Genomic DNA, 18,469 nt, shown 5'->3' on the forward strand with positions numbered 1-18,469 from the left:
TAGTGGTTTACTACTGAAGGAAGCAGTCTCAAGCGAGGAAAAGCCACACATGACGCAGAGCCAGTCGAGGTCCCAGAGCCCGGCCAACTGGCAGCCGGGCACTCCGGAGCGGGAAGGCCTGTGGATCTTCACACGCCTCCGCGACTTTGTCGACAACATCGCCAACACGTCCCCGGCCCGCCTCGCCCTGACCGCATTCGGCGCGGTGGTCCTTGTCTTTACTGCCCTGTTGTCCCTTCCGGTTTCCTCCGCCACCGGTGATTTCACCCCGCTGCACCAGGCCATGTTCACCGCCGTGTCCGCCGTCTGCGTGACGGGGCTGACCGTGGTGTCCACGGCGGTGCACTGGTCCTTCTTCGGCCAGCTCGTCATCCTGGTCGGCATCTTCGTGGGCGGCCTGGGCACCCTGACCCTGGCGTCCCTGCTGGCCCTCATGGTGAGCAAGAAGCTGGGTGTCCGCGGCAAGCTGATCGCCCAGGAGGCCATGAACGCCGGCCGCCTTGGTGAAGTGGGCACCCTGCTGCGGATCGTCATCGTGACTTCGGTGGTGATCGAGGCCGTGCTGGCGCTGGCGCTGGTCCCCCGGTTCCTGATGCTGGGCGAGAGCTTCGGCCAGGCCGTCTGGCACGGGGTGTTCTATTCGATTTCGTCGTTCAACAACGCCGGGTTCACCCCGCACTCGGACGGCATCGTCCCGTACGAGACCGATCTGTGGATCCTCGTCCCGCTGATGCTCGGCGTCTTCCTCGGCAGCCTGGGCTTCCCCGTGGTGATGGTGCTGCAGCAGAACGGCCTGAACTGGAAGAAGTGGAACCTGCACACCAAGCTGACCATCCAGGTCTCGCTGATCCTCCTGGGGGCCGGGACCGTGCTGTGGGGGCTGATGGAATGGGATAACCTGCGGACCATCGGCGGCATGAGCGTCGGGGACAAGATCACTCATTCGCTGTTTGCTTCCGTGATGACCCGCTCCGGCGGCTTCAACCTGGTGGACCAGAACCAGTTGGACTCCACCACCATGCTCCTGACCGACGCCCTCATGTTCGCCGGCGGAGGTTCGGCGTCGACGGCGGGCGGCATCAAGGTGACCACGATCGCCGTGATGTTCCTGGCTATCGCGGCCGAGGCCCGCGGCGACTCCGACGTGAAGGTCTACGGCCGCACCATCCCCGAGGGCACCATGCGGGTGGCCATCTCGGTTATTGTCGCCGGCGCCTCCCTCGTCGCTGTCTCGGCCATGCTGCTGCTCCACATCAGCGGCGCGTCGCTGGACCGGGTGCTCTTTGAAACCATTTCCGCCTTCGCCACGGTGGGGCTCAGCACGAACCTCAGTGCCGAGCTGCCGCCGTCGGGCGTTTACGTCCTCACCGCCCTGATGTTCGCCGGGCGTGTCGGGACCGTCACCCTTGCCGCTGCACTGGCCCTGCGCCAGCGCAGCCAGCTGTACCACTACCCGGAAGAGAGACCGATCATTGGCTAGTTCCTCAGGCGCCGTCAACCGTCCCGCCCACAATGCCCCCGTGCTGGTGATCGGGCTGGGCCGTTTCGGCGCCTCCACCGCCGAACAGCTCGTCAAGCAGGGCCGCGAGGTGCTGGCCATCGAACGCGACCGGAACCTCGTGCAGAAGTGGTCCAGCACCCTGACCCACGTCGTGGAGGCCGACGCCACCAATATCGATGCGCTCCGCCAGCTCGGCGCGCAGGAGTTCAGCTCCGCCGTCGTGGGGGTGGGCACCTCGATTGAATCCTCGGTGCTGATCACCGTGAACCTCGTGGACCTCGGCATCGAGCACCTCTGGGTCAAGGCGATCACGCCCTCGCACGGCAAGATCCTGACCCGGATCGGCGCCAACCACGTGATCTACCCGGAGGCCGACGCCGGTGTCCGCGCCGCGCACCTGGTCTCCGGCCGGATGCTTGACTTCATCGAGTTCGACGACGACTTCGCGATCGTGAAAATGTATCCGCCGCGCGAAACCGTGGGCTTCACCCTGGACGAATCCAAGGTCCGGTCCAAGTACGGCGTCACGATCGTGGGCGTCAAGTCCCCGGGCGAGGACTTCACCTACGCCCGGCCGGAGACGAAGGTGTCCTCCCGGGACATGCTCATTGTTTCCGGGCACGTGGACCTGCTGGAGAGGTTCGCCGCCCGGCCGTAGCGGCGCCGTACCGTGCGGGAAGACCGACGCACGTCGGCATCGAGACGGGTCGCGCGTCATGAGACGGGTTGCGCGTCGACTTCGCCGCGTCGTTTCCGCGGAGTGGACGCTGCGCTGTCCGGGGCACGAGCCACCCCGCTGTCAGTGCCCGGCGGTCTTCGCAGCCTTCGCAGCAGCTTTGGCCGCCTGCTTGCTGGCCCGCACCTTGCTCAGCGACTCCGGATCCACAATGTCAGCGACGGACAGGAAGGCGTTCTCCTGACCATAGTGCCCGGCGGCCTCGCGCCAGCCTTCAGCCCTCAGGCCACACCGCTTCCCCAGCAGCGCCAGGAAGATCTTCGCTTTTTGCTCGCCAAATCCGGGCAATGCCTTGAGCCGGCGCAGCACCTCCGGCCCGTCGGGGTCACCCTGCGTCCAGATGGCAGTAGCGTCGCCGCCCCATTCGTTCTGCACCGTCTCGGCAAGGGACTGGACGCGGCCGGCCATGGATCCGGGGAACCGGTGGACGGCCGGGCTCTCTTTGAACATCTCGACGAACTTTTGCGGATCGTAGCCGGCGATCGCGGCCGGATCCATGGAGCCGATGCGGGTCCGGATTTTCTCCGGACCGGCAAAGGCCGATTCCATGGTCACCTGTTGGTCAAGCAGCATGCCGGTGAGCAGCGCAAACGCGTCGTCGCTGAGTAGTTTGTCGGCCGCGGGGTCCCCTGTGATGTGCAGTTCCATGCGTCCCATCCTGCCATCCGGTCCGCTGTGCGTCATCGGTGGCGCCATCGTTAGCCGAGCTGCTTGGTGATCTCCGCGGCCCTTTCGGCGGCGGCGCGGGCGCCGTCGGCGATGATCGAGGGCAGGCCGCGCGCGTCAAAGGTCGCGATGGCCCGTTCGGTGGTTCCGTTGGGGCTGGTGACGGACTTGCGCAGCGCCGTCGGATCCGCACCCGCTTCGGCCAGCATGAAACCCGCCCCGGCGACGGTTTCCCGGGCAATCAGCAGCGACAGCTCACGGTCCAGTCCGAGTTCGACGCCGGCGTCGGCCATCGCTTCGACCAGGTAGAACGCGTATGCCGGGCCGGAGCCGCTGATCGCGGACAGCGCATCGACCTGGTCTTCGGGAATTTCGACGACGGTGCCCGCCGAGGCCAGGAGGTCCTTGGCGAGCTGGAGCTGGGCCGGGGAGCAGTGGGTGCCCGCCGACACGGAGATGACACCCCGGCCCAGCTGCGCCGGGGTGTTGGGCATGCTCCGGATCACGGGCTGCCCTGCCGGCAGGGCCGCTTCCAGCTGCTCCAGCGACACGGCGGCGGCGACGCTGATGACGATCGTGTCCGGTGCCAGCGAGCCGCCGATCTCACGGGCCAGATCCGCGATGCCCACGGGTTTGACGCCCAGAATCACGACGCCGGAGCCGGTGGCCGCCTGTCTATTGTTATCCGGCTCTTCGGCGCCGGCGATGGCCGTGATGCCGTGATGCCGTTTGGCCAGCTGGTCGGCGCGTTCAGCGCGGCGGACCGTGGCGACGATGTCCGCCGGGTCGGTGCCGCCGGCGATCAGGCCGCCCAGGATGGCCTCGTTCATTGATCCACAGCCCAGGAATGCGATTCGGTTGCTCATGCCCCCATCATTGCAGTCCGGCCCGATTCCCAGCCAGCTCCCATCTTCGGGTCAGGGTCTTCACAAACTCCGGAACTAACGTAGTGCTTACCTCATTGAGGGTGCGAGTGATGCGGCAGGCATGCGGATGTCTGCCCGGCACCGGTGGTCTGCAGCGGGTTTCCCCCATTTTCCCGCAGCGGACCGCCGGTGCCTTCGCCGTTAACGGGCGGCCACCCCGGCAGTCCTGCGGCAGCCTCCCCGGCAGACATACGGCTCCATTGCGGAAGCCCTGAGTTTTCGGCGCTTGACCGATTCAGTCCGGGTCCGGCCTCGCCCCGCGCAACCTGGACTCACGCTGCCGGGAATCGCGCAGCCGGGACTCAAGGAATGTCCTGTCGGCGGCGTTTCCGGCCAGCTGCAGCGCCGCGTCGTACGCTGCGGCCGCCTCACCGTTGCGCTCCAGCCGGGCCAGGAATTCGGCCCGGACTGCGTGGAACGGGGAGTAGCCCTCGAGCCCGAGCGCGTCGACGAGGCGCAGGGCAGGTTCTGGGCCCTCCAGCTCGGCCAGTGCGACCGCCCGGTTGAGGGCCACGACAGCTCCGGGCGCGAGTTCAAGGAGCCGGTCGTACAGCCGGAGGATCTGCCGCCAGTCCGTGGCGCCGCCGTCGGGCACATCGCTGTGGACCGCACTGATGGCTGCTTGGAGCTGGTACGGTCCGGGCTGGTTCCGCCACAGGCACTGCCGCACCAGGTCCTGGCCCTCCGCGATCAGGGCACGGTCCCACAAGCGTCGGTCCTGGTCCGCCAGGAGCACCGGGCCGCCGCCGGCTTCCCGCGCGGCGCGCCGTGACTCGGTCAGCAGCATCAGTGCCAGCAGGCCCATAACTTCGGCTTCGTCCGGCATCAGCGTGGCCAGCAGCCGGCCCAGCCGGATCGCTTCCGGGCAGAGGTCCTCCCGGATGAGCGGACCGCCGGAACTGGCGCAGTAACCCTCGTTGAAGATGAGGTACACCACCGCGAGAACCGGCGGCAGGCGCGCCGGAAGGTCCGCCCCGCCCGGCACCCCGTCCGGAATCCTGACATCCCGGATTTTCGCCTTGGCCCGCACCAGGCGCTGGGCCATGGTGGGTTCGGGCACCAGGAAGGCGCGCCGGGGACCGGGCGGCCTGCAGCCGCGCGGCCGTGAGTCGCCGCGCCCGGCTTCCCGGCGCAGCCGGTCGGTCGCCCGGTTCCTGGCCGTGGTGATGATCCAGCCCGCGGGGCTCGGCGGGAGGCCGGGTGAAGGGCCAGTGCCGGACGGCGAGCGTGAAGGCTTCCTGGACGGCGTCCTCGGCGGCGTCGATTTCCCCGAGGACGCGGGTCAGGACGGCGACGGCCCGCCCGTACTCCTTCCGGAAGACGCCGGCAATGTCCGCCTCCGTCGCCGTTCCCCCGGCGGGCACTGGCGCCCCGGTGTGTTCCGGCGGCGGCGCAGGCGCTGTTTCGCTGACCATCCGGGGCGTGCCTAGTGCTGGATGGGTCGCACTTCGATGGGAAGGGTGGCGGCGCGGGCCAGTTTTTCGGCCCAGCCAAGGGCTGCGTCGAGGTCCTCGGCCTCGATGATGGTGAACCCGCCGAGGTGCTCCTTGGCTTCGGCGAAGGGACCGTCGGTAATGAGCACGTCGGTGCCCCGTTGCCGCACGACGGTGGCGGCCTCGGCGGGATGCAGCCCGGCGGCGAACACCCAGGCGCCGGCTTCCTTCATCTCGCCGTTCAGGGCCTCGACGTCCCGCATGATCGGCTCCAGGAACTCCGGGGCCGGGGCCGGGCCAACGGGCTGGTACACGCTGAGCAGGTACTGTGCCATGGTGCTGTCCTCCTTGACGATTCGGCCGGTCCAGTACCGGCCTCTCACCCATTAGACGAACGGCCTGCCCCCGGATCTACAAATCACTGCCGGCAGTCAGGCCTCCGGGGAAGCCGTCACCGGGCGCCGGCTGACTGGGATTTCGATGCGTCCGATGCCTCTGTATCGGGCGACTGCGGCCTCGCGGGATGGTCGGTCTGGGTCACGTGGGGTGCGGGATCCAGGGGCCCCTCGAAGACCAGCTGATCCAGCCGGCGGAGGATCAGGCCTTCGCGGAGTGCCCAGGGGCAGATCTCCATGCTCGGGAACTCGAACATCTCCAGGGCCGCTTCGGCCACCAGGGCCCCGGCCAGGAGCTGGGGGGCACGGGCTTCCGAGACACCGGGAAGGTTCAGCCGGTCCTCCACCTCCATGGCCGAGATGCGCTGCGCCCAGAGGCCCAGGTCCGTGGCGAACAGTTCACGCTTGACGTAGGGGCCCGCGGCGCTGGGCGCGGCCCCGGCGATCCGTGCCAGCGAGCGGAAGGTCTTGGAGGTGCCAGCGACGTGGTTTGCCGTGCCCAGCTTCGCGAAGTCGCGCACCACAGGCTTGAGCGTGGTCCGGATATAGCGGCGAAGTTCCTTCACGCTTTTGGCCGAGGGCGGGTCTTCCTGCAGCCAGTCCCGGGTGAGCCGGCTCGCGCCGAGCGGGACGGAGGTCGCGAGTTCGGGGAGTTCATCCTCCCCGTAGGCCATCTCGAAGGAGCCGCCGCCGATGTCGAGGTTCAGGATGGGGCCGACGCCCCAGCCGTACCAGCGGCGGACGGCGAAGAACGTCATCGAGGCCTCTTCGCTGCCGGTCAGTTCCCGCAACGTCACGGTGGTCTCATGCTTGACCCGCGCCAGCACGGCCGGGCCATTGGTTGCCTCGCGGATGGCGGAGGTACAGAACGCCAGCAGGTCTTCGGCCTTGTGCTTGGCTGCGAATTCCCACGCTTCGAGGACGAACTCGATCAGCTCATGCTGGCCTTCGTCGTTGATGCTGCCGTCGCTCTCGAGGAACTGCACGAGGGAGAGCGGGCGCTTGTGCGAGGCGAAGGGCACGGGGCGCGCACCGGGGTGGGCATCCACGAGCAGGAGGTGGACGGTGTTTGATCCAATATCGAGGACGCCAAGACGCATAGTGCCATTATTGCCCCGGGGCACACGGCCCGCCTAACGGGCCGGAAGCGCCCCTGTCATCGGCTCAGGCCTGGTGTTCCGGGCCGGGGGCGTCTTCGGCGTCGTCCGTGGGCTTGAAGTCGCGGCGGATGTTCGCCACGCCTTCCGGATCGATTTCGAAGCCGAAGGCCGCACCGGGGTTGATGACCATGCCGAGGTCGTCGCCGAGGTTGCCCAGGATCGCGGCGCCCTGCGTGCCGAGCACGTTGGGGGCGGCGGCCAGGTACTGCTCGGTGACGCGGCTCGGGTGGGAGAACACGGCAAGGACAGGCTTGCCGGCGGAGTTGGCCAGCACCAGCGGCTCGACCTGGTCATCGGCGCCTTCGAGCGCGTCGGAGCTAACGATGTAAACCTCGTTGTTGAGGAAGGCCAGGATGACGTCAACGGGGTTGGCGTCGGGATCCTCCCCCTTGGCAAGCTGCTCTTCGAGGTCGTTCAGCGGCCGGAGGTCCAAGTGATCGGGCTGTTCAGTCATGTCTCTACTCGATCACGTTGCGCCCGGGTCCGCAAACGCGAAATCGCCGGAAACGCATGGATTCGCCGGAAACTTCCGGCGACTCCGCACGCTTCCGGCGACCTCGGCGCACCAGGGCCGACTCCTGCCGGCGACTCCGCACGCTTCCGGCGACTCCGGCGCACCAGGGCTACTCCTGCCGGCGACTCCGGCGCGCATGGGGGCGGCCGGGCGCGGCGGGCCTACTTCTTGGCGGCAGCCTTGCGGGCGGGGGCCTTGCGCGCCGTCGTCGTGCGCTTGACCGGGCCCTTGGCGCGCTTCTCCGCGAGGAGTTCGACGGCCTGTTCCCGGGTGAGCTCCTCCAGCGAGGTGGAGCGCGGCACGGTGATGTTGGTGACGCCGTCGGTGATGTACGGGCCGAAGCGGCCTTCCTTCACCACGATGTTCTTCTCCGAGACCGGGTCCGGACCGAATTCGGCCAGCGGCGCGACGGCGGCGCGGGCGCCGCGCTGCTTCGGCTGGGAGTAGATCTCCAGGGCCTGCTGCAGGGTGATCGTGAAGATTTCCTCTTCCGAGCCGATGGACCGGGAGTCCGTGCCCTTCTTCAGGTACGGGCCAAAACGGCCGTTCTGCACCGTGATCGGGGTGCCTTCGGCGTCCGGGCCGAGCACCCGGGGCAGGCTCATCAGCTGCAGCGCCTCGTCCAGGGTGATGGTGTCCACACTCATCGAGGCGAACAGCGACCCGGTGCGGGGCTTGGCCTTCACCGGCTTCTTCGGCGGCTTGGGCTTGCCGTTCTTGTAGTACTCGACCGGCTGGTTGGCGAGCTGTTCCTCGGTCATCTCCGGGATGACCTCGGTGACGTAAGCGCCGTAGCGGCCGTTCTTCGCGACGACGGTGTGCCCGGTGTGCGGGTCCGCGCCGAGCACCCTTTCCTCGGGGGCGGCGGTTTCCATCAGCTCGACCGCCTTGGCCGCGGTGAGCTCATCCGGGGCCAGATCCTCGGGGACGTTGGCGCGGGCGGCCTCAACCACTTCGCCGGTCTTCGGATCAACGGTGGGCACGGAGCTTTCCAGGTACGGGCCGAACTTCCCGACCCGCAGGGTGATGCCCTCGGTGATTGGAATGGAGTTGATTTCGCGGGCGTCGATCTCGCCGAGGTTGTTGACGATGCTCAGCAGCCCGGGGTTGGAATCCTCGCCGAAGTAGAAGTGCTTGAGCCAGGCGGGCCCCTGGGCCTGGCCGTTGGCGATCTTGTCCAGGTCCGCTTCCATGTCGGCCGTGAACTCGTAGTCCACGTAGTCGTGGAAGTGCTGTTCGAGCAACCGGATCACGGAGAACGCGATCCAGCTCGGGACCAGCGCGGAGCCCTGCTTCCGGACGTAGCCGCGGTCCTGGATGGTGGAGATGGTGGAGGCATAGGTCGACGGACGGCCGATGCCCTTCTTTTCCAGCTCGGCGGTCAGCGACGCTTCGGTGAAGCGCGGCGGCGGGGACGTCTCGTGCCCGACGGCGGCAATCTCCGAGGCGGTGAGCACATCGTCCCTCGCCACGTTCGGCAGCCGGCGGGCCTCGTCGGACTCGTCGTCGCCGCGGCTTTCGTCCTTGCCCTCCTCGTAGGCGGCGAGGAAGCCGGGGAAGGTGATGACGGTGCCGGAGGCCGAGAACTCGGCGTCGCGGCCGTCCACAGCGATAGCACCGAGGCGGATCGTGGCGGTCGAGCCCTTGGCATCGGCCATCTGCGAGGCGACGGTGCGCTTCCAGATCAGCTCATAGAGCCGGAACTCGTCGCCGGAGAGCTGCTTGGCCACCTGGGCCGGGGTGCGGAAGGAGTCACCGGCGGGGCGGATTGCCTCGTGGGCCTCCTGCGCATTCGCGGCCTTGCCGCTGTAGACGCGCGGGGAGGCGGGAACGTATTCCGGGCCGTACAGCTCGGAGGCCTGGCGCCGCGCGGCCGTGACGGCCTCATTGCTCAGCGCGGAGGAGTCCGTACGCATATAGGTGATATAGCCGTTTTCGTACAGCCGCTGCGCCACCTGCATGGTGCTCTTGGAGGAGAAGCGCAGCTTGCGGCCGGCCTCCTGCTGCAGCGTCGAGGTGGTGAACGGCGCGGCCGGGCGGCGGGTGTACGGCTTGGTGTCGACGGAGCGGACGCGGAAATCGGCGTCCTGCAGGCCGGCGGCGAGGGAGATGGCAAGGTCCTCGTTGAGGTGCACGGCGTTGCGGGAGGTGAGCTCGCCGCTGTCGTTGAAGTCGCGGCCGCTGGCGACCTTGGCGCCGTCGACCATGGCCAGCTTCGCTTTGAATGAAGAAGCAGTCCCGGACCCGGCGCCGAACTGGCCGGTCAGGTCCCAGTAGGAGGCCGACTTGAAGGCCATCCGTTCACGCTCGCGGTCCACGACCATGCGCGTCACGACGGACTGCACGCGGCCGGCGGAGAGGCCGCGGGCCACCTTGCGCCAGAGCACCGGGGAAATCTCGTAGCCGTAGAGGCGGTCCAGCACACGGCGGGTTTCCTGCGCGTCCACCAGGTCCTGGTCGACGTCGCGCAGGTTGTCCATGGCGCGGTGGATGGCTTCCTTGGTGATTTCACCGAAGGTCATCCGGTAGACCGGCACCTTGGGCTTGAGCACTTCCAGCAGGTGCCACGCGATGGCCTCACCCTCGCGGTCCCCATCGGTTGCGAGATAGAGGGCATCGGCGTCTTTGAGCTGGGCCTTGAGTTCGGCGACCTTTTTCTTCTTGTCCGGGGACACCACGTAGTACGGCTTGAAGTCGTTGTCGACGTCGACGGCGAACTTGCCCACCGAGGTCTTCTTCAGTTCCGCCGGCAGTTCCGACGGCTGCGGGAGGTCGCGGATGTGACCAATGGAGGCCTCAACGATGAAGCCCTCGCCGAGGTATTTGGCGATGGTCTTGCTCTTGGCGGGAGACTCCACAATCACGAGTTTCTTACCGGTTTTGGCCTTGCTTGGCACGGTGCTCCTACAGAAAAAGGTTGCTCGGGCAGATGCGCCCATACCCGCCTAGTTCACCATATTTTGCGGATTACCGCGCATCCAGCCCCAAACGGAGGGGCCCCGGGCACGACTTGAGGACGTAATGAACCCCCGTCAGGCAGGCCTCCGCAGGGCCCGGCCAGGGCGGCCCGCGCCGCTCTCAGGCGGGGCTGCCGGAGGGCTTCGCCGGAGGCTTTCCGCGGTCATCCGGGATCATCGACCACAGGGTCGCCATCCGCTCCGCCCCGTCGGGGACCTGGTCCGGATCCTCCAGCTCGTAGTCCCGCAGCAGCTCGAAGAGCCGGTTGTTCAGCTCCTCCCGCTGGTCCCGGGTCAGATAGAGCAGGTTGCTGGCCAGCACCACGGAGGAGGGCCCGTCCACGGCCTCGCCGCGCTGGCGCTGCTCGTCCCGGGTCTTGGCGTAGGCGTTGACGCGCCGGCGGTAGGCGTCCAGTTCAAGGTCCAGCACGGCGAATTCTGGGCTCGCCACCCCGCCGCCCGAGTTGATGGTGAAGTCGGTGCCCGCGGCTTTCCAGCGGCGCTCCCGCGCGTCGCCGGCGGTGGCGGCCGGGACCACGATGCCCCACTTCTGCAGCGCGCGCAGGTGGTAGCTCATGGCGCTCGGGGTGAGGCCGGTCTGCGCGGCGAGTTCGGTGGCGGTCCGGCTCACCTGGGTTGAATACAGTTCGGAGATGACTTCCAGGCGGGCAGCGTGGGCCAGCGCCCTGATCGCCTTCGGGTCTGTGATCTCCACTTTCTTCTCCGGGCGCTGCCGGCGTTTGGGCGCCGGCGGGACCGGTGACTCCGCCGTTGGGGTTTCTGCATTCACACCACCAGTCTACCGAGCTTCAGCAAACTATGAAAGAAATGCTTGACACCAAAATGTACCGGAGAGTAGTTTGCTATTTATGAAACAGGCATTTCATACGGCGCCGGGTGCCGCCCCGCCCGCGCAGCCCCTCTGGCGCAACCGGGACTTCGTCCTGGCCAGCAGTGCCCGTTTCATTGCCACCGCCGGCATGGGCGCCGTCATCATCAGCGTCATGCTACACCTTCAGAACCTCGCCGCCGCCGGCCAGACGTCCGTCGCCGGACCCTGGCTCGTCGCGGCCTATCTGCTCTCCTCGGCCCTCCCGCTGGTGCTGCTGGCGCCGTGGGCGGGCCGGCTGGCCGACACCCGGGATTCCAGGACGCTGGCGACGGCGTCCTCCGTGGTCAGTGCCGCGGCGGTCGCCGGGATGGGGCTGGGCATGCAGTATCTGGACAACTACCTGCCGGTGCTGTTCGCCATGACTTTCCTCCTCGACACCGCCCAGGCGGTGGCCGGGCCGACCTGGCAGGCCCTCCTGCCCCGGATCGTGGGCGAGGAACGGACCCCGCGGGCGCTGGGCACCATGCAGGCCACCATCATGATCGCCGGCATGGTGGGGCCGGTGGCCGGCGGGCTGCTCAGCGGCTGGGGCGGATCCGGCCTGGTGTTTGTCGTGGCCAGCGGCTGCTACCTGGCGATGGCCGCCGGTGCCATGCTGATCCGGACCCGCCGTGGCACGGCCGCCGAGCGGGTCGGCAAGGAGCCTCCGGCCCTGCTGGACGGGCTGCGCCTGATCCGGCGCGACGGCCTGGTCTGGGCTCTGGTCCTTGGGGCGCTGTTCTTCATCACCGTCGGCGAGGCGACCAACGTCCTTGAGGTGTTTCTGGCCCGCGACGAGCTCGGCGCCACCGAGACGCAGTACGGGCTGCTGGCCGCGTCGTTCGGCCTTGGGATGGCGTCCGGGGCGGGGCTGGCCAGCCGGATCACCACCCATCCCATCCGGCTGCGCGCGCTGCTGGTTTCGATGGCCCTGACCTCGGCCTTCCTGGGGATCATGTCCCTGGTGCCGAACATGGAATTGTTGTTCGTCGCCTACACCGCCATGGGGGCAAGCTGCGGGATGCTGAATGCGTGCTTCGGGGCGATTGCGATCATGCGGATCCCGGAAAGCGGCCGCGGCCAGGCCATGGCGATCATCGGCGGCATGACCCGGGCCGTCGCGATCGGGGCGCTCGCGCTGGGCGGGCTGCTCGGCGCGCTGCTCCCCATCCGGGTGAGCTTCCTGGTCGCCGGGGTGGGCGGGGTCCTGGCGGCCCTGGCCGTCACCGCGTATGTCCTGCCGCGCTACGGCCGCGAGGGCGCGGCGACTCCCGCGGTCCCCGCTGCCGGTGCTGCACCGGCCGCGGAGTCCGCAGCTCCGGCCGCGCTGGGCACAGCCGGTGCTGCACCGGCCGCTGCGTCAGGCGGGCAGTAGGAAGCCGTCGCGGACCAGGTTCGCCACCTCGTGGAGGAGCCCGGCGCGGAAGGTCCCGGCGTCCCAGTCCTCGCCCCCGCCCAGGAGCGCCTCCAGGGCGCCGGTGATCTGCCCGACGGACAGGTCTCCGTCGCATGCTGAGACAAAGCCGGCCAGTTCGGTGCTGAGCAGGTTCGTGCGGCGCAGACCCGCACCCTGGCGCAGCAGGATGACGCCGGGGTGTTCGGCTCCCGGTCTTTGGTGCCGCTCCTCGGTGACGTCCTCGGCCACGAGCAGGTGCTCGGCCGACAGGTCATGGACGGCCAGCCAGTCGGCGCGTTCCACGGCGGCACCCAGGTGCGGGCCGGCGGGCTGCTCGATCGGATAGGTGATCTCCTCGAAGCGCCTCAGCACCGGAGTGGCGCCTTGGGCCGGCCGCCGCAGCCAGATCATCCCGAAACCGATGGCCTCGACGTTGCGGGATGCGAAATCGTCCAGGTACGCGGCGTACGAGTACTGGTAGAGGAGCCGGTCGCGGGCCTCGGAGGCGTCCTGCAGCCAGGTCTCGGCGTACTGTTCCGGGCTGACCTGCTCGCGCTGGATGAACCATGCGTCCGCGTCCGGGCCGGCCCAGCCCTGCGGCCGTTCGTCCCATGCCGCGCCCGCCGGGATCTCCCAGTTCCCCAGGAGCTGGGCTGTCCCGCCGGGGGCAAGGACCGACGGGAGGGCCCGGACCAGCGACGCGACGATGTCATCGCCCGGCAGGCCGCCGTCGCGGTAGGTGAACTGGTCCGCGGCAGCCTCCCCAAGGCTGCGCGGCGTGATCACGAACGGCGGGTTGGAGACCACCAGCTCAAACTCCTCGCCCGCGACCGGATCGAGCAGGGAGCCCCGGCGCAGGCTCACCCGGGCTTCCGGGTCGGAGGGGTCCAGGTGCAGTTCGCCGGCGTTGAGCAGCAGGTTGAAGCGGGTGAACGCGAGGGAGCGGTCGGAGATGTCGGTGGCCGTCACGTGCTCGGCATGGTGGAGCAGGTGGAAGGTCTGGATGCCGCAGCCAGTGCCGAGATCCAGCGCCCGGGCCACGTGCCGGCGGGCGGTGACCTGCACCAGCGTGGCGGAGGCCTGCCCGATCCCGAGGACGTGGTCGTGGCGCAGCACTCCGGGGCGCTGGTGGGCGGCGAGATCGCTGGCTACCCAGAGCTCCGCGCCGCCGCTGCTGAAAGTGTTTTCCCTCTGGGCGCCTTCCCCCTGGGTGCCTTCCCCGGCGGTTCCGTTCCAGCCGTAGGGCCGCAGGTCCACCTTCGCCTGGACCAGACCGTCGGCGGACGGCTCCACGAGGCCCAGTTCCAGCAGGCCCGCGGTGCGGATGCCAGGCAGCGCCGCGTCGAGGGTGGCGGCGGGCTGCGGTTCGGCCAGCAGCCAGAAGCGGACGACGGCGGCGAGCGCCGCCGTCGTCCGCTCCCCGCGGCGGGCACTCTCGGTGGCGATCAGCGCGGGAACCAGCTGGTCCCGGCTCAGGGCGCTGTGCGCGGCGTCGCCGAGGAGTCCGGCGACGCCGTCGACGGTGTAGCCGATGCCGCGCAGGTCCGCGGCCAGGGCTTCGAGCAGTCCGGGGAGGTCGCTGCGCGGGGCGTCGGGGGTGTTGCCGGCCGTGAAATGCGTTGAGGGAGTCACCGGACAAGTTTAGTCCCGGCCTGGCGGCCCCGGGGCTTGCGGGCCCGACGCGCGGGGGCGCCGGCAGGGGCGTGGGGCCGGGGGGCGGCCCCTGGGCCGCCGGGCAGGGGCTGGAGGCCTCGGCCTAGAGGTGCTTCGCGGCGTAGATCCGGAGGGCGTCGCGGACGAAGGTTGCCCCGGCTTCGCCGCCGTAGTTCGAGGCGAACCGCGGATCGGCAACATACATCTCGCCGAGGCCGGTGACGTAGCCCCTCACGTCGCCGTCACTGCCGGCGGCGGAGGCCGAGGCGGGCGTGCCGGGTATTCCGGTGAGCCATTCAACCTGCCGCCGGGCCAGCTTCTGCGCCTCGGCGCTGTCCGCGGCGGCACCGGACTCCGCCACCGCGATCCAGTCGCTGCCCAGCTGCCGGGAACGCTGCTTCCAGGCCTCCTGCCCGGCCGGGCCCATCCCGCGCCACCAGGAATCGCCCTGCGCGTAGGCGTCCTTGCCCCAGCGCTCCTCGACCTCATCCTTGTACTGCGTGTGGTCGAAGCCGTCGAACATTATCTCCGCCATGATCTGTCCTCCTTCTCTGAGTGCTTCAATCGTCTGCCGGACCGAGGCGACCTGCCGTGCCAGCCGGTCCTGTTCCTGCCGGAGCCAGCCCAGGTGCCGGCCCAGTGCCTTGACGGCATCAGGCTCGTGGCCGAGGACCTCGGCGATGGCCGGGAGCCCCAGCCCCAGGTCCCGCAGGAGCAGGATGCGCTGCAGCCGCACTAGGGAGGCCTGGTCGTAGAACCGGTAGCCGTTGTCGCCGGTCCGGCTGGGCTTGAGCAGCCCGACGTCGTCGTAGTGGCGCAGTGTCCGGCTCGTGGTCCCGGCGATCCTGGCGATCTGTTGCACGGACCATTCCATGTGGCTGCCCCCTTACGTTCCGGAACCGGCCGCGTCCGGGCCGGTAACCCGATGCTAGGGCTTGACGCTACGTCAAGGTCAAGGCCCGCCCCTGGACCTGGCGTTCAGCCGGCACGAGCGGGGTCAGCCGGGACGAGCGGGGTCAGCCGGGACCTGGCGCTTCCGCCGGGACGCCGGCCGACTGCCGTAGCATTGGCCGTATGTACACGCAGCAGCGATTTATCAGCCCTCGGCCGCTTTCCGGCCGCACGGGCTTCTTGTCGGGCGCATAACTGCAGCCGCCGGGGTCCGTCCGGTGCAGCGGCTGAGGGTGAAGTTCCCCCTCCCGCACTCCAGACCAAGGACCCCTCATGAAGACCTATTTGACCCCAATTGAACTGCAGACCGCCCTCGCGCTCCGCGATTTGTCCGATCCGGCCCAGGGCCCGCACGCGATGTCCCTGCTACTGGCGGACGTCACCGCGGCCCTGGAAGACCTCTGGGGCATCGGAACTGCAGCGCACCGGCTCAGCCCCCTCGTCGCCACAGCCGACAACTACGACCGACTGGGTTACTCCCCCGACGACGTCACGCGCGATTCTCGCTACTCCCGACATGTCAGCCCCACGGTGATGCTGCGGAGCCACACCTCGTCGGGTGTCCCGGCCCTGCTGGATTCGCTGCGCCAGGAAATGGGCCACTACGACCGACTGCATGCGCTTCCGGGCCTGGTGTACCGGCGGGACTCGATCGACCGCACCCACGTGGGCGCCCCGCACCAGCTGGATCTGTGGCGGCTTAAAGCGCGTGGCCTGCTGGGTTCCGCCGAGCTGGACCGGATGATGGCCGCAGTCGTGGAGGCCGTGCTGCCGGCCGCCCTGCACCCCGACGTCCAGTGGCGCGCGACCGAGGCACGGCACCACTACACGGACACCGGCAGGCAGCTCGACGTGCTCGTCAGCCAGCCCGACGGCAGCCGGGAATGGCTGGAACTGGCCGAATGCGGCCTCGTCGCCGCGCAGGTCCTGCGGGGCTCCGGCCTGGATCCGCGCCGCTGGTCCGGCCTCGCCCTGGGACTGGGGCTGGACCGTGCCCTGATGCTTCGCAAAGGCATCCGGGACATCCGGCTCCTGCGCTCGGAGAACCCCGAGGTCCAGGCCCAGCTGCTGGACCTGGACCCCTACCGGCCCGTATCGGTCATGCCGGAGGTCAGGCGCGATCTGTCCCTCGTGCTCGGATCCGAGGCGGAGGCCGACGTCGAACTGCTGGGTGACCGTGCGCGCACGGCCCTCGGGGCGGAGTCCGATTCGCTGGCCGCCCTGGAGATTCGGGCCGTCACCCCGGCGTCGGGACTTCCGCCCGCCGCCGTCGAACGGCTCCGGCTCGCTCCGGGCCAGCTGAACGTGCTGCTGCGGCTGGTGCTGCAGCCGCTGGACCGGACGCTGACGGACGGGGAGGCCAACCGCCTGCGCGACCGCGTCTACCTTGCCTTGCACCGGGGCGAAGTGCTCGAGCTGATCGCCGGTTAGGGCCGCGGGGCCGGTCCGGGGCGGCAGCCGGGGAATCAGCTGCCGGCCGCAACGGCGGTAAGTTGGAGGCATGCTTTTCCTTTCCCCCGGCCCCCGGCGTGCCCGGACCATCCGGCGCGCCGCCCCGCCCATCCGGCACACAGCCCGGCCCATCTGGCGCACCGCGCACGCGCTGGCGGCGGGCGCCGCCGTCGTCCTGGCCGCAGCTGCGTGCTCCCCGGCCGGTTCCATCGAGGCGGCCGATGTGCCGGAGTGGAAGGCGACGGCGCTTCCCGCCGCCGCGGGGGTCGTGGTCGAGGATGCGGGAAAGATCCTCAACCGCGATCCGGTCGTCAAGACCGCACCCGGGATTGGGGCGGGCAGTTACGTCCTGACCATCACCTGTGAGGGCGGAGGCAAGGCCTTCTTCGACGTCTCCCTCGATGGCACCAGGCTGACCGAAGCCGGTGCGGCCTGCAACGGCAGCCGCGAGACAGTACGCATCAAAGTACCTGCCGCGGGCACCCTTCAGATCGGCGCCTCAAGTGTGGATGCTCCGCTCATTTACGCCTACCACCTGGTGCCTGCGGCGTAGCAGCCTGCATCCGACACGGCAGTGGCGCCGGGACTTGTGTTCATCGCCCCCGCCGCTAGGCTCGGTTCATGTCTGCTACTGGGGGTATGCACCGGCCGGTTCGGGCCGCACTGTTGCTGGCGGTGGCCGCCACTGCAGCGTCGCTGGCCGGATGTGAAGTCGCCGACGACGTCGGACTCTCACCGGCCGCGGCCGGGCCGTCCGCCCGGTCGTACCCTGCCAGGGCACCGTTGCCCGCCCTGGACCCGGAACTCGCTGCCGCCCAGGCCCGCAACTTGCTGGAGCTGGACGCCGTGCTCGGCTCACCGGAGGGCCTTCTCTTCGGCGGATCGGGCGGGATCGGCGACACCAGCAGCGGAGGACTCGCGACGTCGGGCATTATCACTCGGGCCGGGCAGTACAAAGTCACCGCAGCCTGCGTCGGGGCAGCCGATGCGCACCTGTCCGTCACCCAGGGCGCCCGCCAAGGCGGCACGCTCCTGGAGCGAAACTTCGACTGCGGGAGCGTGGCGGAAGCGCTGATCGACCTGCTACCCGGGACCGCATCGGCTCACCTCATCCGGTATGGCGACGGCGGTCCAGAGCCCCGGACCGGCGCCGTTGCAGGTGTCCGGATCAGCTTCAACGAGTCGGGGCAGTAGACACCGGCGGCACCCTAATTCCACCCGCCATTAGACTCTGGCGCTCAGGCAGGGGCGGGGTTACAGTCTGGCTATGCCCACTGTTCCAGTGACGGGCGTGGCACGGAGTCGCAAGGCATCAGCCTTGGGACTTTCGTTGATTCTGGCCGCGGCAATGGCCCTGGCTGGGTGCGCCTACGAATACGAAGACGCTTTTGCCAGCGGGACGGAGTCTGCATCCGCCCCGGGGTCCACCGATGCGGCGCTGCCAGGGGATCCGGCGACGCGACAGCCTGTCTCCGGCGCCGAACTGGATGCGTGGCTGTCCCTGGTTCTCCCCGCCACCGAAGGCGAGGTGCTCCACACCGGCTACGGCACCCTTGAGGCAGATGAGGAACGGGAGGAGACAACTGCCCAGCTGCCCAGCGGCACCTATTCGTTGACCCTCGCCTGCCGGAGCCCGCGACGGGTCTCGTTCAGTATCGAACACGGGGACCAGGAACTGGTGGACCTTAACCTGCGCTGCGAAACCCCACGCGTAAACGTCGTGTATCTGAGCGCCGACGCCGTGCTCACCATCAAGGTGGAAGCCGTCGCCGGAGCCAACTTCGCCTACCGGGTAACCCGCATCTGAGGCCACACGCCGGTCTGCGAACCCAGACCGCAGGATAACTGGCGGACTGGC

Annotated in this window: 18 protein-coding genes; 8 read left to right on the top strand and 10 right to left on the bottom strand. The window is 69.0% G+C overall.

The genetic code is table 11. The annotated features are described in order from the left end of the window. The first annotated feature begins 49 nt into the window (after window positions 1–49). Window positions 50–1,480, top strand: coding sequence for a potassium transporter TrkG (locus QK291_RS13820; RefSeq protein WP_282382855.1), 1,431 nt, complete (start codon window positions 50–52; stop codon window positions 1,478–1,480). Beyond that, the gene (locus QK291_RS13825) at window positions 1,473–2,159 is read left to right on the top strand and encodes a TrkA family potassium uptake protein (RefSeq protein WP_282382856.1); all 687 of its coding nucleotides are present in this window, start codon (window positions 1,473–1,475) and stop codon (window positions 2,157–2,159) included. The genes QK291_RS13820 and QK291_RS13825 overlap by 8 nt, the downstream gene beginning before the upstream one ends. 141 nt (window positions 2,160–2,300) lie before the next feature. Here the strand turns inward: QK291_RS13825 and QK291_RS13830 are convergent, their stop codons facing one another. From QK291_RS13830 to QK291_RS13840, 3 genes are all read right to left on the bottom strand, one after another. Continuing rightward, window positions 2,301–2,885 (bottom strand): HhH-GPD-type base excision DNA repair protein, encoded by a 585-nt coding sequence (locus QK291_RS13830; RefSeq protein WP_282382858.1) that lies wholly within the window; start codon window positions 2,883–2,885, stop codon window positions 2,301–2,303. A gap of 50 nt (window positions 2,886–2,935) precedes the next feature. After that, window positions 2,936–3,769 (bottom strand): pyrroline-5-carboxylate reductase, encoded by an 834-nt coding sequence (gene proC / locus QK291_RS13835; RefSeq protein WP_282382860.1) that lies wholly within the window; start codon window positions 3,767–3,769, stop codon window positions 2,936–2,938. A 295-nt stretch (window positions 3,770–4,064) separates the two neighbouring features. Beyond that, window positions 4,065–4,889 (bottom strand): DUF6596 domain-containing protein, encoded by an 825-nt coding sequence (locus tag QK291_RS13840; protein WP_348994578.1) that lies wholly within the window; start codon window positions 4,887–4,889, stop codon window positions 4,065–4,067. Here QK291_RS13840 and QK291_RS19065 point away from each other — a divergent pair. Next, entirely contained in the window at window positions 4,873–5,259 is a 387-nt protein-coding gene (locus QK291_RS19065; RefSeq protein ID WP_348994579.1) for a hypothetical protein, read from the top strand. The two genes, QK291_RS13840 and QK291_RS19065, sit on opposite strands and share 17 nt — an antisense overlap. On the opposite strand, the gene QK291_RS13845 is transcribed toward QK291_RS19065, so the two are convergent. The 5 genes from QK291_RS13845 to QK291_RS13865 form a co-directional block, all read right to left on the bottom strand. After that, window positions 5,256–5,597, bottom strand: a complete 342-nt coding sequence (locus tag QK291_RS13845) for a YciI family protein (RefSeq protein WP_282382862.1) — start codon at window positions 5,595–5,597, stop codon at window positions 5,256–5,258. The genes QK291_RS19065 and QK291_RS13845 overlap by 4 nt on opposite strands. 116 nt (window positions 5,598–5,713) lie before the next feature. Beyond that, complete coding sequence (locus QK291_RS13850; RefSeq protein WP_282382865.1) at window positions 5,714–6,757, bottom strand: Ppx/GppA phosphatase family protein; 1,044 nt, start codon at window positions 6,755–6,757, stop codon at window positions 5,714–5,716. Between the two features lie 64 nt (window positions 6,758–6,821). Further along, window positions 6,822–7,271, bottom strand: a complete 450-nt coding sequence (locus QK291_RS13855; RefSeq protein ID WP_282382868.1) for an SseB family protein — start codon at window positions 7,269–7,271, stop codon at window positions 6,822–6,824. 221 nt (window positions 7,272–7,492) lie between these two features. Beyond that, on the bottom strand, window positions 7,493–10,228 hold the full coding sequence (gene topA / locus QK291_RS13860; protein WP_282382872.1) for a type I DNA topoisomerase: 2,736 nt from the start codon (window positions 10,226–10,228) through the stop codon (window positions 7,493–7,495). Between the two features lie 181 nt (window positions 10,229–10,409). Continuing rightward, entirely contained in the window at window positions 10,410–11,078 is a 669-nt protein-coding gene (locus tag QK291_RS13865) for a winged helix-turn-helix domain-containing protein (protein WP_282382874.1), read from the bottom strand. A 79-nt stretch (window positions 11,079–11,157) separates the two neighbouring features. Between QK291_RS13865 and QK291_RS13870 the strand changes: the two genes are divergently transcribed. Continuing rightward, entirely contained in the window at window positions 11,158–12,534 is a 1,377-nt protein-coding gene (locus QK291_RS13870) for an MFS transporter (RefSeq protein ID WP_282382876.1), read from the top strand. Here QK291_RS13870 and QK291_RS13875 read toward each other — a convergent pair. Together QK291_RS13875 and QK291_RS13880 are read right to left on the bottom strand one after the other, a co-directional pair. Next, window positions 12,520–14,187 carry a methyltransferase gene (locus tag QK291_RS13875; protein ID WP_282382878.1) on the bottom strand — a complete coding sequence of 556 codons (1,668 nt, stop codon included), beginning with the start codon at window positions 14,185–14,187 and terminating at the stop codon, window positions 12,520–12,522. The genes QK291_RS13870 and QK291_RS13875 overlap by 15 nt on opposite strands. A gap of 124 nt (window positions 14,188–14,311) precedes the next feature. Next, on the bottom strand, window positions 14,312–15,082 hold the full coding sequence (locus tag QK291_RS13880; RefSeq protein ID WP_282382880.1) for a MerR family transcriptional regulator: 771 nt from the start codon (window positions 15,080–15,082) through the stop codon (window positions 14,312–14,314). A 350-nt stretch (window positions 15,083–15,432) separates the two neighbouring features. Here QK291_RS13880 and QK291_RS13885 point away from each other — a divergent pair, with 350 nt between their 5' ends. The 4 genes from QK291_RS13885 to QK291_RS13900 all read left to right on the top strand — a co-directional run bounded on the left by QK291_RS13885 (window position 15,433) and on the right by QK291_RS13900 (window position 18,418). After that, entirely contained in the window at window positions 15,433–16,590 is a 1,158-nt protein-coding gene (locus QK291_RS13885; RefSeq protein ID WP_282382882.1) for a hypothetical protein, read from the top strand. A 70-nt stretch (window positions 16,591–16,660) separates the two neighbouring features. After that, a complete protein-coding gene (locus tag QK291_RS13890; RefSeq protein WP_282382884.1) occupies window positions 16,661–17,164 on the top strand; it encodes a hypothetical protein in 504 nt (167 codons plus the stop codon). A 68-nt stretch (window positions 17,165–17,232) separates the two neighbouring features. Further along, complete coding sequence (locus QK291_RS13895; protein ID WP_282382887.1) at window positions 17,233–17,805, top strand: hypothetical protein; 573 nt, start codon at window positions 17,233–17,235, stop codon at window positions 17,803–17,805. 124 nt (window positions 17,806–17,929) lie between these two features. Beyond that, complete coding sequence (locus QK291_RS13900) at window positions 17,930–18,418, top strand: hypothetical protein (protein ID WP_282382889.1); 489 nt, start codon at window positions 17,930–17,932, stop codon at window positions 18,416–18,418. Window positions 18,419–18,469: the final 51 nt, after the last annotated feature.

The sequence above is a fragment of the Arthrobacter sp. AL12 genome (assembly GCF_029960645.1).
In the GTDB taxonomy this organism is placed as follows: Bacteria; Actinomycetota; Actinomycetes; order Actinomycetales; family Micrococcaceae; genus Arthrobacter.